The sequence below is a fragment of the Caulobacter sp. GSs2 genome (genome assembly GCF_058680895.1).
In genome coordinates, this window is the sequence record NZ_CM178725.1 from 3473413 (window position 1) to 3486379 (window position 12967).

At 66.9% G+C, this 12967-nt stretch carries 11 protein-coding genes and 1 pseudogene; all 12 read left to right on the forward strand.

What is annotated here, in order from left to right:
• Window positions 1-82 precede the first annotated feature (82 nt).
• The 12 genes and pseudogenes from ACW17Z_RS16860 to ACW17Z_RS16915 all read left to right on the forward strand — a co-directional run bounded on the left by ACW17Z_RS16860 (window position 83) and on the right by ACW17Z_RS16915 (window position 12959).
• Window positions 83-1555, forward strand: coding sequence for a M20/M25/M40 family metallo-hydrolase (locus ACW17Z_RS16860; protein WP_492056855.1), 1473 nt, complete (start codon window positions 83-85; stop codon window positions 1553-1555).
• A 233-nt stretch (window positions 1556-1788) separates the two neighbouring features.
• Window positions 1789-2760: a D-alanine--D-alanine ligase gene (locus ACW17Z_RS16865; protein ID WP_492056856.1), complete on the forward strand. Its 972-nt coding sequence runs from the start codon at window positions 1789-1791 to the stop codon at window positions 2758-2760.
• Window positions 2729-3640 (forward strand): cell division protein FtsQ, encoded by a 912-nt coding sequence (ftsQ, locus tag ACW17Z_RS16870; protein WP_492056857.1) that lies wholly within the window; start codon window positions 2729-2731, stop codon window positions 3638-3640. Before ACW17Z_RS16865 ends, ftsQ begins: the two co-directional genes overlap by 32 nt.
• 27 nt (window positions 3641-3667) lie before the next feature.
• Window positions 3668-4993 carry a cell division protein FtsA gene (gene ftsA / locus ACW17Z_RS16875; protein ID WP_419252011.1) on the forward strand — a complete coding sequence of 442 codons (1326 nt, stop codon included), beginning with the start codon at window positions 3668-3670 and terminating at the stop codon, window positions 4991-4993.
• 320 nt (window positions 4994-5313) lie between these two features.
• Window positions 5314-6852 (forward strand): cell division protein FtsZ, encoded by a 1539-nt coding sequence (ftsZ, locus tag ACW17Z_RS16880; protein WP_492056858.1) that lies wholly within the window; start codon window positions 5314-5316, stop codon window positions 6850-6852.
• A 260-nt stretch (window positions 6853-7112) separates the two neighbouring features.
• A complete protein-coding gene (locus ACW17Z_RS16885) occupies window positions 7113-7583 on the forward strand; it encodes an Lrp/AsnC family transcriptional regulator (protein ID WP_419320762.1) in 471 nt (156 codons plus the stop codon).
• Between the two features lie 23 nt (window positions 7584-7606).
• Window positions 7607-7740: pseudogene (locus ACW17Z_RS16890) on the forward strand (hypothetical protein); the annotation flags it as partial.
• A 156-nt stretch (window positions 7741-7896) separates the two neighbouring features.
• The gene (hisC, locus tag ACW17Z_RS16895; protein ID WP_492056859.1) at window positions 7897-9018 is read left to right on the forward strand and encodes a histidinol-phosphate transaminase; all 1122 of its coding nucleotides are present in this window, start codon (window positions 7897-7899) and stop codon (window positions 9016-9018) included.
• A gap of 16 nt (window positions 9019-9034) precedes the next feature.
• Entirely contained in the window at window positions 9035-10105 is a 1071-nt protein-coding gene (hppD, locus tag ACW17Z_RS16900; RefSeq protein WP_492056860.1) for a 4-hydroxyphenylpyruvate dioxygenase, read from the forward strand.
• Between the two features lie 142 nt (window positions 10106-10247).
• Complete coding sequence (gene hmgA / locus ACW17Z_RS16905) at window positions 10248-11546, forward strand: homogentisate 1,2-dioxygenase (RefSeq protein ID WP_492056861.1); 1299 nt, start codon at window positions 10248-10250, stop codon at window positions 11544-11546.
• A gap of 25 nt (window positions 11547-11571) precedes the next feature.
• Window positions 11572-12579 (forward strand): fumarylacetoacetate hydrolase family protein, encoded by a 1008-nt coding sequence (locus tag ACW17Z_RS16910; protein WP_492056862.1) that lies wholly within the window; start codon window positions 11572-11574, stop codon window positions 12577-12579.
• Window positions 12576-12959: a Rieske (2Fe-2S) protein gene (locus tag ACW17Z_RS16915; protein WP_419320768.1), complete on the forward strand. Its 384-nt coding sequence runs from the start codon at window positions 12576-12578 to the stop codon at window positions 12957-12959. The genes ACW17Z_RS16910 and ACW17Z_RS16915 overlap by 4 nt, the downstream gene beginning before the upstream one ends.
• Window positions 12960-12967: the final 8 nt, after the last annotated feature.

Consider the following 12967-nt stretch of genomic DNA (forward strand, 5'->3'; position numbering starts at 1 on the left):
TTGATAGTTCATCCGGTTCTTGCCTGTTTCGGGCAAGCGCCGGTGCTATGAGATCGTCCTGAATTTCGGAGAATCCCCGCGCATGTTCCGCACCCTGCTGACCGCCGCCGCCGTATCCGCCCTTCTGGTCGGTGGGGCCCAGGCCCAGACCGCCCCCCAGGCAAAGTCGGGGCTCAAGACCCTGTTCGCCGGCAAGTCCGCCGCGCCGGCCGCTGCGCCGGTTTCGCCCGAGGCCACCGCCGAGGCCCTGCGTGACAAGGCCCTGCGCGATCACCTGGCCTGGGACATCACCGAGGACCTGACCACCACTATCGGTCCGCGTCTGGTCGGCTCGCCGGCCATGGAAAAGGCCAAGGACTGGGGCGTGGCCCAGTTCAAGGCCCTGGGCTTCACCAACATCAAGGTCGATGAGTTCGCCAAGCCGTCCTGGACGCGCGGCGAGGAGAGCGCCTGGCTGATGGCGCCCTATGCCATGAACCTCAACCCCGTTGGCCTGGGCCGCACCGTCTCGACCCCCGCTGAGGGCGTTGAGGCCGAGGTGGCGCTGTTCAAGACCTATGCCGAGATGATCGCCGCGCCGGAAGGCGCGCTGAAGGGCAAGATCGTGGTCATCACCCAGCCGATGGTCCGCGCCCAGGACGGGGCCGGCTATGGCGTGGCCGGCATCTCGCGCCGGGCCGGCCCGGTGGAAGCCGCCAAGCGCGGCGCCGTGGCCATGCTGATCCGCTCGATCTCGACCTCGGACTCCTCGGTGCCCCACACCGGCAGCACCGCCAATGGCGAGGGCGTGGTGACCATTCCCGCCGCCGCGATCGGCGTGCCGGAAGCCGAGCAGCTGGAGCGTCTGGCCGCCAAGGGCCCGCTGCGCATCAAGCTGAAGCTGCAGTCCAGCTTTGATGCCAAGGACGTGGCCTGGAACATCTCGGGCGACATCCAGGGCTCGGAAAAGCCTGACGAAGTGATCGTCATCGGCGGCCACCTCGACAGCTGGGATGTCGGCACCGGCGCCCTGGACGACGCCACGGGCATCGCCATCACCACGGCGGCCGCCAAGCTGATCGGCGACCTGCCCAGGCATCCCAAGCGCACCATCCGCGTCGTGATGTGGGGCTCGGAAGAAAGCGGCGGCTCGTCGGACGCCTATCTGGCCGCCAACAAGGACGCGCTGTCGAAGATCGTGCTGGCCGGCGAGAGCGACACCGGCGCCGACCGCATCTACAGCCTGCAGGTTCCGGCCGGGGCGCTGGACCATCCGGTGATCAAGACCGCGACCCGCGTGCTCATGCCGCTGAAGATCTATCTGGACCGCGCGCCGGCGGCTCATGGCGGCGCCGACATCGGCGCCATCGAGGAGGCCGGCGTGCCAGTGATCAACCTGAACCAGGATGCCAGCCGCTACTTCGACTATCACCACACGGCCGATGACACGCTCAACAAGGTGGACCCGATCCAGCTGGCCCAGAACGTGGCGGCGTGGACCAGCTTCCTCTACCTGGTGGCCGACAGCGACATCGACTTCCGGGCGCTGAAGCCGGCGACGGCGGCGGCGCACTAACGGCCAACACCGGACGCCCCCTCCGTCACGCTGCGTATTCGCAGCGCGCCACCTCCCCCGCTTTGCGGGGCAGGAGGTGAAGCTGCTCTTCTCCTGCCCCGTAGCGAAGCGTGCGGGGGAGGTGGCGCGGCGCCGATAGGCGACGTGACGGAGGGGGCGTCTCGGCAGTTGGCAGGACCGCCGTCGCTCACTAGGAGTGGCGCTTACCTTCAGCGCTTCGTCGAGCCCCCTCCATGACCCAGCCGAACACCGACGCCCCCCTGGCCGGCCGTCACATCGCCGTCCTGCTGGGCGGTCCGTCCTCCGAGCGCGAGGTCAGCCTCGTCTCGGGACGGGAATGCGCCGACGCGCTGGAGCGGCTGGGGGCCAAGGTCACCCGCGTCGATCCCGGCAAGGACGTGGCCCAGGTGCTGACCAGGGTCGCGCCGGACCTGGTCTTCAACGCCCTGCACGGCGAGTGGGGCGAGGACGGCTGCGTCCAGGGCGTGCTGGAGACCCTGAAGATCGGCTACACCCACTCGGGCGTGCTGGCCTCGGCCCTGGCGATGGACAAGGCCAAGGCCAAGGCCGTGCTGGCTGCGGCGGGCGTGATCGTGCCCGGCGGCGGTCTGTTCAATCGACATATCGCCGCACGCGACCATGTGATGCAGCCTCCCTACGTTGTGAAGCCCAATGCCGAGGGATCTTCGGTTGGGGTATTCCTGGTTTTCGAAGGCGCCAACCGGCCGCCCCAGGAATTGGCAATGCCCACATGGACTTACGGCGAAGAGGTGATGATCGAGCCCTATATCCGCGGGCTGGAGCTGGCCGTCGCCGTGATGGGTGAGTCAAATGGTCCCAAGGCCCTGGCCGTGACCGATATTCGCTCGTCCACAGGTTTCTATGACTACGACGCCAAGTACTCCGAGGGCGGTTCCATCCATGTTTTGCCGGCCCCAATCCCTGACAGCGTAAGGGATAGAGCCATGCGGATGGCCGAGCTTGGCCACACAGCTCTTGGTTGCCAAGGCGTAACCCGGTCTGACTTCCGTTATGACGACATTAACGACCTTCTGGTCCTTCTAGAGGTCAATACGCAACCCGGCATGACACCGACTTCGCTCGCACCTGAGCAAGCCGCCCACGTCGGGATTTCGTTTGATCATTTAGTGCTCTGGATCGTGGAGGACGCTTATGCCCGCTGTAGTGCGGGGGGGACCGCCTAAGCCTAGGCGCCCTCGGGCCGAAGTGCCCGCAAGTCCGAACAAGGCTCGTTCGGCTCCGCCCAAGGGCGCGCAGCCGGCTGCGAAACTGCGCGCCGCCAAGGGCGTGGGCTTGTCGCCCGCGTTCGCATTGGGGGTCGCCGGCGTAGCGCTTGGCCTTGGGCTTGTGGTGATGCTCGCGACCGGCCATCGGGCCGAGCGCCTCGTCACGGCTGCGCGCCAGGGCGTGGACGGCGAGTTCGCGTCCGCCGGCTTCAAGCTCAAGACCCTGCACGTCCAGGGCGCCTCGGCCCAGGCCGACGCGGATATCCGACGCGCGTCGGCGCTGTATCTGGACCAGCCGACCCTGGGCCTGGACCTGGCCGAGATCCGCCAGCGCGTCGAGATGGTGGGCTGGGTCAAGGAAGCCAAGGTCGTGCGCCTGCTGCCCGATACCGTGCTCATCGCGGTCGAGGAACGTCCCGCCCTGGCCGTCTGGCAGAGTGGCGGTCGCATGCGTGTCATCGACGGCGAGGGGCGCGTGATCAGCGAGGCCGACGCCTCGCAGTTCCCGCAATTGCCGCTGGTGGTGGGGCAGGGCGCCGATCAGGCCGCCGGCGCCATCCTGCCGGCTGTCGCCGCCCGTCCGCGTCTTCGCGATCGTCTTGAAGCGCTGGTGCGCGTCGATGATCGCCGCTGGGATCTGCGCCTGAAAGACGGATCTCTGATCCAGCTTCCGGCGATCGACGAAGAATCCGCACTGATCCAGCTGGATCAGTTGGACCAGAGACAACGAATCCTGGATTTGGGGTTTGCGCGCATCGATCTGCGCGATCCCGATATGGTGGCTGTGAGACCCCGTGATGCGGCTCTGCCTGGGCAGACCGTGGCAGGCGGGGCGTAGTGTGATGGTGTTGGGGTGACGATAGCGATGTCGCGACTGGAAGATCGGAAACAGGCCCGTGACGGCTTGAAGGCGACGCTCGTTCGTCAGCCTGCGGTCGCGGCTGTCGATCTGGGCGCGTCCAAGGTCACGTGCTTCATCATGAAGGCCGACGGCATTCATCGTGACAACCGCACCCTGACCACAGCCGGCGTCGGCTATGTGCAGTCGCGCGGCGTTCGCGGCGGCGCGATCGTCAACCTGGACGAGGCCGCGCAAGCGATCGCCCAGGCTGTCGAGCGCGCCGAGACCGTGGCGGGCGTCAACGTCCAGGGCGTCAGCGTCTGCACCGCCGGCGGCCAGCTGGCCAGCAACCGCGTCCATACCCAGGTGTCCCTCGGGGCTCGGCCGATCGCTGACGGCGACCTGTCGCGCGCCATCGCCTCGGCCCTGGCCCAGGTCAAGATTCCCGGCCGCAAGCCGATCCACCTGCTGCCCATCGCCTGGTCGGTGGACGGGCAGCGCGGCATCCGCGATCCGCGCGCCATGTTCGGCCGCGCGCTGGGCCTGGAACTGCTGGTCGTCTCGATCAACGAAAACGTCTTCCACACGCTGGCCCACTGCGTCGAGCGCGCCCACCTGTCCTTCGAAGGCGTGGTCGCTGCGCCCTTCGCCTCGGCCCTGGCGGCCCTGGAAGAGGACGAGATGGACCTGGGCGCCGTCTGCATCGACATGGGCGGCGGCTCGACCTCGGTGGCGGTGTTCAACAACGGCGCGCTCTGCCACGTCGACAGCCTGGCCGTCGGCGGCGGGCACGTGACGCAGGACATCGCCCGCGGCCTGCAGACCTCGGTCGCCGGCGCCGAGCGCATCAAGACCCTGCACGGCAGCGCCATCGCCTCGGCCAACGAAGACCGCGAGATGATCGAGGCCCCGCCGCGCGGTGATGATCCGGGCGCCGGGCCGGTGATCGCGCCGCGCTCGCTGCTCAAGGGCATCATCCAGCCGCGCGTCGAAGAGACGCTGGAACTGCTGCGCGAGCGGCTGAAGGCCTCGGGCGCCCCGGTCGAGCCGGGCGCGGGCATCGTGCTGACCGGCGGCGCCAGCCAGCTGGCCGGCGTGCGCGAAGTGGCCGTGCGCGTCTTTGATCGCCCTGTGCGCCTGGGTCGCCCGCGCCGGGTGCCGCATCTGGCCGACGCCGCCTCGGGTCCGGCCTTCTGCGCCGCCGCCGGCGTGCTGCATCGCTCGGCCTTTGGTCCGCGCGAAGTGGTGTCTCCGAAGGCTCTGGCGACGGCCGCCCTGCGCAAGCGGCCCATGGACCCCAACGCCAGTCCGATGGCCAAGGCCGCCGCCTGGTTGCGCGACAACCTTTGACGCCCTCTCTTGACGGTTGTCGCCGGCGGTCACGCTTGAACGCGTGGTCAAGCTCTCGACGTGTCGCGAAATAGACCGCAGCGGCGTTCGGTCGCATCAACTATCAAGAACCATCCGGAACCCTTGGACTCCCAAGAGATTCTGTTGATGGACCAAGAATTCTGCTCAGGCAGCGCTCGACGTGTCCCCGACTCATATTATGCAGTTAACCGCCGATTAACGATGGTGGTTGTTCTGTTAACCCAATCGTCGAGGCGTTCCCGACGGTTGAACCGCCGGGGTCCTGTTTGACGATTTCGGCGTAAGGTCGCGAGGGTTCCATGGCTATTTCTCTTTCAGCGCCGCGCACCACTGAGCTGAAGCCGCGTATCGTCGTGTTCGGCGTCGGTGGCGCGGGCGGCAATGCGGTCAACAACATGATCGAGGCAGGCCTCGAAGGTGTTGAGTTCGTGGTCGCCAACACTGACGCGCAGCAGCTTCAGTTCGCCAAGACCGACCGTCGCATCCAGCTGGGCGTGCAGGTCACTCAGGGCCTGGGCGCCGGCGCCCACCCCGAGGTGGGCATGAGCGCCGCCGAAGAAAGCTTCCCCGAGATCGGCGAGCACCTGGACGGCGCTCACATGGTCTTCATCACCGCCGGCATGGGCGGCGGCACCGGCACCGGCGCGGCCCCGATCATCGCCAAGTGCGCCCGCGAGCGCGGCATCCTGACCGTCGGCGTGGTCACCAAGCCCTTCCACTTCGAAGGCCGTCACCGCATGCGTCTGGCCGACGCCGGCATCGGTGAGCTGCAACGCTATGTCGACACCCTGATCGTCATTCCCAACCAGAACCTGTTCCGCGTCGCCAACGAGCGCACGACCTTCGCCGAAGCCTTCGGCATGGCCGACCAGGTTCTGCACTCGGGCGTTCGTTCGATCACCGACCTGATGGTCCTGCCGGGCCTGATCAACCTCGACTTCGCCGACGTCCGCACGGTCATGACCGAAATGGGCAAGGCGATGATGGGCACCGGCGAGGGCACCGGCGAAGACCGCGCCCTGATGGCCGCCCAGAACGCCATCGCCAACCCGCTGCTGGACGAAGTCTCGCTGAAGGGCGCCAAGGCTGTCCTAGTCAACGTGACCGGCGGCATGGACATGACGCTGCTGGAAGTCGACGAAGCCGCCAACGCAATCTCCGATCAGGTCGATCCGGAAGCCAACATCATCTTCGGCGCGGCCTTCGATCCGTCGCTGGAAGGCGTGATCCGCGTCTCGGTGGTCGCCACCGGCATGGACGGCGCCTCGATCGCCCAGATCGAGCCCAAGCCCGTCACCCGCAACACCACGACCGCGCCGCTGATCGTCGACACCACCCGTCCGGCCCCGCAGCCTGAGCCGGCCCGTCCGACCTCGCGTTACGAAGCGCGTCCGTTCGATCGCCCGGTTGCCCAGTCGACCACCTACGCGCCCGAGTCCGCTTACGAGCCCGAGCCGGAAGTTGTCGCTGAGGCGCCGCAAGCCGACCTCTATTTCCAAGAGCCTGTCGTGTCCGAGGCCGCCCCCGAGCCTCGCATCACCACGCCGGCTCCGCGCACCGTGACCCGGATCGTCGATCCGATGGTCGACGACGTTGAGGAAGCGCCGCTCTACACCGAGCAGCACTATGCTGACCGTCAGCCGCAGAAGTCCGGCGGCTGGATGAGCCTGTTCGGTGGCGGTCGCCAGCGCTACGACCAGCAACCTGCGCCGCAACAGCAGCCACAGGCGCGTTCGACCTCCAACGCCCGCCCGAGCCTGCAACCGCTCGAGTCGCAACAGGTCGATGAAGGCGAGGATCTCGAGATTCCGTCGTTCCTGCGTCGCCTGGCGAACTGATCGGTTCGATCAAGGTCTGAATTCTGAAGCGCCCGGGGTGAAAGCCCCGGGCGTTTTGCTCTTTGGTCGGTGACTTGCCCCCTCCTGACCGCTTCGCGGTCGTCCTCCCCCGTAGGGGGAAGATGAAGACCGGCGCGTTTCATCTTCCCCCTACGGGGGAGGAGCGCCGCAGGCGCGGAGGGGGCTAGTGGTGGCTAGATCACCCGTAAGCCTGCTATAGACTTGGCACATCCTGCCAATTCTCCACCCAAACAGGTCACATGAAGCTCAGTCGCGCCGATCGGAAAATCCTCGAGATCCTGCAGCAGGACGGCAAGATCTCGAATGTTGATCTGGCCGAACGGGTCGGGCTTTCGCCCAGCCCCTGCCTGCGCCGCGTCAAGCAACTGGAGGCCTCGGGCCTGATCTCCGGCTATGTGGCGCTGCTGGATCGCCGCAAGGCCAGTCTGGACCTGCTGGCCTATGTCGAGGTTCAGGTCGATCGCCACAGCGAAACCGCCGCCGAAGCCTTCAAGGAAGCGGTGCTGCGCGAGCCCCTGGTCGTCGGCTGCTATGCCATGACCGGCGGCTATGACTATCTGCTGCGCGTGCTGGCCCCCAATCTCGACGCCTACGCCGAGTTCACGATGAAGCGCCTGCTGAAGATGCCGGCGGTCAAGGGCATCCAGTCCAGCTTCGTGCTGGAGACCATCAAGGACTCACCGGCCCTGCCGCTGGATTTTCTGGACTAGGCGGGCCTCACAGCCCCTTCAATCCGTCATTCCCGCCCTTGTGGCGGGAACCCCTCGTACCGCCGCAGGTGCGAGAGGGGCGAAGTGCGCGCGCACTTCGCTGGCGCTTCATGTTGCAGCTGAAACAGGGGTTCCCGCCACAAGGGCGGGAATGACGAAACATTATTGAGCGTGATTGGTGAAGTTGGATAGCAGTTTTTATAATTTTATTGGCACAATATAGCTATAAAGGCAGCGATTTAGGTCATAATCGACAGGTTCTGACTTCTCCATCCGGCTATCCTGACCGCTGTTCATTCGAGGAGCGGTTTTCATGCTGGTTGTCGACCAGAAGCCCCTGGCTTCGGCCGTCCCGTCGCCCGTTCGCGCGGCGCTGGAAACCGTTCAGGCCTATCGCTCCGGCATGACCCTGGCCGAGGCTGGTCGGCGCACCGGCCGCGACACCTTCTCCAAGCTGGCCAGCAACGAGAACCTGCTGGGCGCCAGCCCTACGGTGGCCGCCGCCGTCCAGGCGGCTCTGGCCTCGCCCGAGATCTATCCCGACCCCTATTGCGAGACCTTGCGCGACGCCTTGGGCTCGCACCTGTCGGTCGACCCGGCCCGGATCGTGGTGTCGCCGGGCTCCGAAGCCCTGATCGACTATCTGTTCCGCGCCGTCATCGCGCCGGGCGAAACGATCCTGCTGTCGACCCCGACCTTCCCGGCCTACGAGATCTTCGCCAAGTGCGCCGAGGCGACCATCGTCGACGTGCCGCGCCTGGCCAATTTCGATCTCGACGTCGAGGCCTTCAAGGTCGAGGCGGCCAAGGGGCCCAAGCTGCTGGTCCTGTGCACGCCCAACAACCCGACGGGCAACGCCCTGACCGGCGTCGATATCGGCGAGATCCTGGCGGTCACGCCGTGCTCGACCATGGTGTTCGTGGACGAGGCCTATCGCGAATATCACGAGGCCTTCAACACCTTCGCCCTGCTGGAAGCCTGGGGTGGTCCCTGGGTGTCGGCCCGCACCTTCTCCAAGGCCTATGGCCTGGCCGGCCTGCGGGTGGGCTATGGCGTCGCTTCGTCGGCGCAGCTGGTCGGCTATCTGGATCGCCTGCGGCCCCCCTTCAACGTGACCTCGGTCAGCCAGGCCGCCGCCCTGGCTGCCCTGGTGGATGTGGACCATCTGCAAAGCACCGTGGCCCTGACCCTCGCCGAGCGCGGCCGGGTCGAGGCGGCGTTGGTCGCCATGGGCATCGAGCACACCCGGAGCCAGGCCAATTTCGTGTTCCTGCGTTCGCCGGCGGGCCCGGAAGCCACGACCGCGCGCTTGCTGCAGGAAGGGCTTATCATCCGTCCGACCCCGGTGGCCGGCGGCTGGGTTCGCATCACCATCGGCCGTCCAGCCGACAATGACCGCCTGATCGCCGCCTTGCCGGCCGCGCTGGCCAGCTGAGCTTCGGAGAGACCTCATGTCCATGACCCCCGAAAATCCATTGGGCCTCGACGGCTTCGAGTTCGTCGAGTTCACCAGCCCCGATCCGGCCGCCATGAAGGCGCTGTTCGAGGCCCTGGGCTTCGTGCCGGCCAGCAGGCACCCGACCAAGGCCGTGACCCGCTACAAGCAGGGCCGCATCAACCTGCTGATCAATGAAGAGACCACAGGCCAGGTCGCCGAGTTCCGCGCCGCCCACGGCCCGTCGGCCAATGGCATGGCCTTCCGCGTCGAGAATGTGGAAGCCGCCTATGCCGAGGCGCTCAAGCGCGGGGCCGTCGCCGCTGACGCCAGCAAGACCTTGCTGGGCGAGGGCGCGCGGGTGCTGGAAGGCATCGGCGGTTCCATGCTGTATCTGGTCGAGCGCGCCGGTGATCCGGGCACGATCTATGACAGCTGGGACCAGGTTCCCGGCGCTGCAGAGGCCGAGGCCAGGAACAATGTCGGCCTGGATCTGCTCGACCACCTGACCCACAACGTCAAGCGTGGCCAGATGAGCACCTGGTCGACCTTCTATCGCGATGTCTTCGGCTTCGAGGAGCAGAAGTATTTCGACATCAAGGGTCAGGCCACGGGCCTGTTCAGCCAGGCGATGATCGCGCCCGACAAGGCCATCCGCATTCCGCTCAACGAGAGCCAGGACGATCACAGCCAGATCGAGGAATTCATTCGCCAGTACAATGGCGAGGGCATCCAGCATCTGGCCCTGACCACGCCGGACATCTACGACACCGTCGAAAAGCTGCGCGCCCGGGGCGTCAAGCTGCAGGACACTATCGAGACCTATTACGAGCTGGTCGACAAGCGCGTGCCCGGCCATGGCGAGGACCTGGAACGGCTGCGCAAGAACCGCATCCTGCTGGACGGCAATGTCGGCGAGGAGGGCCTGCTGCTGCAGATCTTCACCGAAAACCTGTTTGGCCCGATCTTCTTCGAGGTCATTCAGCGCAAGGGCAATGAGGGCTTCGGCAACGGCAACTTCCAGGCCCTGTTCGAGAGCATCGAGCTGGACCAGATCCGCCGCGGCGTGATCACGGTCGAGGCCTGATCAAGGCTGGTGGACGGGAGCCCGTTTCCCGTCCCACAATCCCGCTCTCCCCGGCGAAGGCCGGGGCCCAGGTGAAACCCACGAACCGCTCCGGATGAATCTGGGTCCCGGCCTTCGCCGGGAAGAGCGGAGGTGGGGGAGGATGCACGTGACGACTCGAGACTCGCTCCGCTACCAATCCGGCTTCGGCAATCACTTCGCCACCGAGGCCGTCCCCGGCGCCCTGCCGGTGGGTCAGAACTCGCCGCAGAAGGTTGCGTTCGGGCTCTATGCCGAGCAGCTGTCGGGCGCGGCCTTTACGGCGCCGCGCCACGAAAACCGCAGAAGCTGGCTCTACCGTCTGCGGCCCAGCGCCGGTCATGGCCGCTATGAGCCCTATGCCCAGCCGAGCCTGGCCAGCGGGTCGTTTGACGGGCCCGTCACGCCCAATCGCCTGCGCTGGGACCCGATCGATGTTCCTGCCGAACCGACCGACTTCGTCGACGGCCTGCTGACCCTGGCCGGCAATGGCGACGTGGCGACCCAGGCCGGGATCGGCATCCATCTGTATCTGGCCAACACGTCCATGACGGACCGGGTGTTCCAGGACGCCGACGGCGAGTTGCTGATCGTGCCGCAACAGGGCGTGCTGACCCTGGTCACTGAGCTGGGCGTCCTGACCGCCGGCCCCGGCGAGATCGCCCTGATCCCGCGCGGCGTGCGCTTCCGGGTCGAGGTCGAGGGGCCCTCGCGCGGCTATGTCTGCGAGAACTATGGCGCGGGCTTCAAGCTGCCGGACCTGGGGCCGATCGGCGCGAACGGCCTGGCCAATCCGCGCGACTTCGAGACGCCGGTCGCTGCTTTCGAGGATGTCGAGGCCCCGACCCAGGTGATCCAGAAGTTCCAGGGGGCCCTCTGGACCTCGCAGTGGGATCACAGCCCGCTGGACGTGGTGGCCTGGCACGGCAATTTCGCGCCCTGCAAATACGATCTGTCGCGCTTCAACACGATCAACACGGTCAGCTTCGACCATCCCGATCCTTCGATCTTCACGGTGCTGACCTCGCCCAGCGAGATCCCCGGCACGGCCAATTGCGACTTCGTGATCTTCCCGCCGCGCTGGATGGTGGCCGAGCACACGTTCCGGCCGCCGTGGTTCCACCGCAACGTGATGAGCGAGTTCATGGGCCTGGTTACCGGCGCCTATGACGCCAAGGCCGGCGGCTTCTCGCCCGGCGGGGCGTCTCTGCACAACGCCATGAGCGATCACGGCCCCGATCTGGCCAGCTGGCAGGGCGCGGTGGCGGCCGATCTGAAGCCGCACAGGATCGAGAACACGATGGCCTTCATGTTCGAAAGCCGATGGGTGCTCCGCCCCACGCGATTTGCTCTGGAGCATTGCGCACTTCAGGCGGACTATGACGCCTGCTGGTCGGGCTTCCCCAAGGCCGTCCTGCCTTAACGATAACGACAACGAGGAAGCGCCCATGAAGCTCGCGTCTCTCAAAGGCGGCCGTGACGGCCGTCTGGTGGTGGTCTCCAACGACCTGGCCTGGTTTACCGACGCGGCGACGATCGCGCCGACCCTGCAGGCGGCGATGGATGACTGGGGACGCTGTGAAGCCCTGTTGCGCGGCCTGGCCGAGAGCCTGGAGCACGGCGGCGTTCCCAAGGAGCGCTTCCACGAGCATGAGGCCGAGAGCCCCTTGCCCCGGGCCTATCAGTGGCTGGACGGCAGCGCCTATGTGAACCACGTGCAGCTGGTGCGGCAGGCGCGCGGCGCCGAGATGCCCGAGACCTTCTGGACCGATCCGCTGATGTACCAGGGGGCCTCTGACGGCTTTCTGGGTCCGCGCGACGAGATCCCGCTGGCCGACGCCGCCTGGGGCTGCGACCTGGAAGGCGAGATCGCCGTGATCGTCGGCGACGTGCCGCTGGGCGCGACCCGCGAGGAGGCCCTGGCCGCCATCCGCCTGGTGATGCTGTGCAACGACGTGTCTCTGCGCAACCTGATCCCGGCCGAACTGGCCAAGGGTTTTGGCTTTGTGCAGTCCAAGCCGGCCAGCGCCTTCTCGCCGGTCGCCGTCACACCGGCCCTGCTGGGCGACGCGTGGAAGGACGGCAAGCTGCACGGCGCCCTGCTGGTCAGCCTGAACGGCGATGACTTCGGAGCGGCCGACGCCGGGGTCGACATGACCTTCGACTTCGGGACCCTGGTGGCGCATGCCGCCAAGACCCGCGGCCTGGCGGCCGGCACCATCGTCGGCTCGGGTACGGTCAGCAATCGCGGCGCCGACCAGGGGCCGGGCAAGCCGGTCGCCGAGGGCGGCCTGGGCTATTCGTGTCTGGCCGAGCTGCGCACCGTCGAGACCCTGGTCAATGGCAAGGCCAGCACGCCGTTCCTGCTGGGCGGCGACACAGTCCGGATCGAGATGAAGGACGCCAAGGGCCACACGATCTTCGGGGCCATCGAGCAGACGGTCGAGCGGGTTTGAGTCCAGAAGGCGAACAGGTCGAAGCGGCTGGACGGGTCTGGGCGACGCGGGCCGGGATCAGTCTGGGTCCGCTCGACCTGATCGCCGACGGGGCGGCGCGCAATTATGTGCTGCAGATCGGCGACAAGCGCTTCCACGGCTTCGTGGTCCGGCGGGGGGAGGCGGTGTTCGGCTATGTCGACCGCTGTCCGCATGCCGGCCTGCCGCTGGCCCAACAGCTTGATCAGTATCTGACGCCGGACGGCGGGCTGATCGCCTGCTCCTGGCACGGAGCGATGTTCACGGTCGAGGCAGGGGCCTGCGTCGGCGGTCCCTGCGTGGGAGCCAAGCTGTCGCCCTGGCCGGTGGAGGTCCGCGAGGGGCGGGTGGTGACGGCTTAGCCACCACC

Excerpts from the sequence above, each read along its gene's own strand:
- ACW17Z_RS16860 (WP_492056855.1), top strand. The coding sequence starts at position 83 with ATGTTCCGCACCCTGCTGACCGCCGCCGCCGTATCCGCCCTTCTGGTC.
- ACW17Z_RS16865 (WP_492056856.1), top strand. The coding sequence starts at position 1,789 with ATGACCCAGCCGAACACCGACGCCCCCCTGGCCGGCCGTCACATCGCC.
- ftsQ (WP_492056857.1), top strand. The coding sequence starts at position 2,729 with ATGCCCGCTGTAGTGCGGGGGGGACCGCCTAAGCCTAGGCGCCCTCGG.
- ftsA (WP_419252011.1), top strand. The coding sequence starts at position 3,668 with ATGTCGCGACTGGAAGATCGGAAACAGGCCCGTGACGGCTTGAAGGCG.
- ftsZ (WP_492056858.1), top strand. The coding sequence starts at position 5,314 with ATGGCTATTTCTCTTTCAGCGCCGCGCACCACTGAGCTGAAGCCGCGT.
- ACW17Z_RS16885 (WP_419320762.1), top strand. The coding sequence starts at position 7,113 with ATGAAGCTCAGTCGCGCCGATCGGAAAATCCTCGAGATCCTGCAGCAG.
- hisC (WP_492056859.1), top strand. The coding sequence starts at position 7,897 with ATGCTGGTTGTCGACCAGAAGCCCCTGGCTTCGGCCGTCCCGTCGCCC.
- hppD (WP_492056860.1), top strand. The coding sequence starts at position 9,035 with ATGTCCATGACCCCCGAAAATCCATTGGGCCTCGACGGCTTCGAGTTC.
- hmgA (WP_492056861.1), top strand. The coding sequence starts at position 10,248 with ATGCACGTGACGACTCGAGACTCGCTCCGCTACCAATCCGGCTTCGGC.
- ACW17Z_RS16910 (WP_492056862.1), top strand. The coding sequence starts at position 11,572 with ATGAAGCTCGCGTCTCTCAAAGGCGGCCGTGACGGCCGTCTGGTGGTG.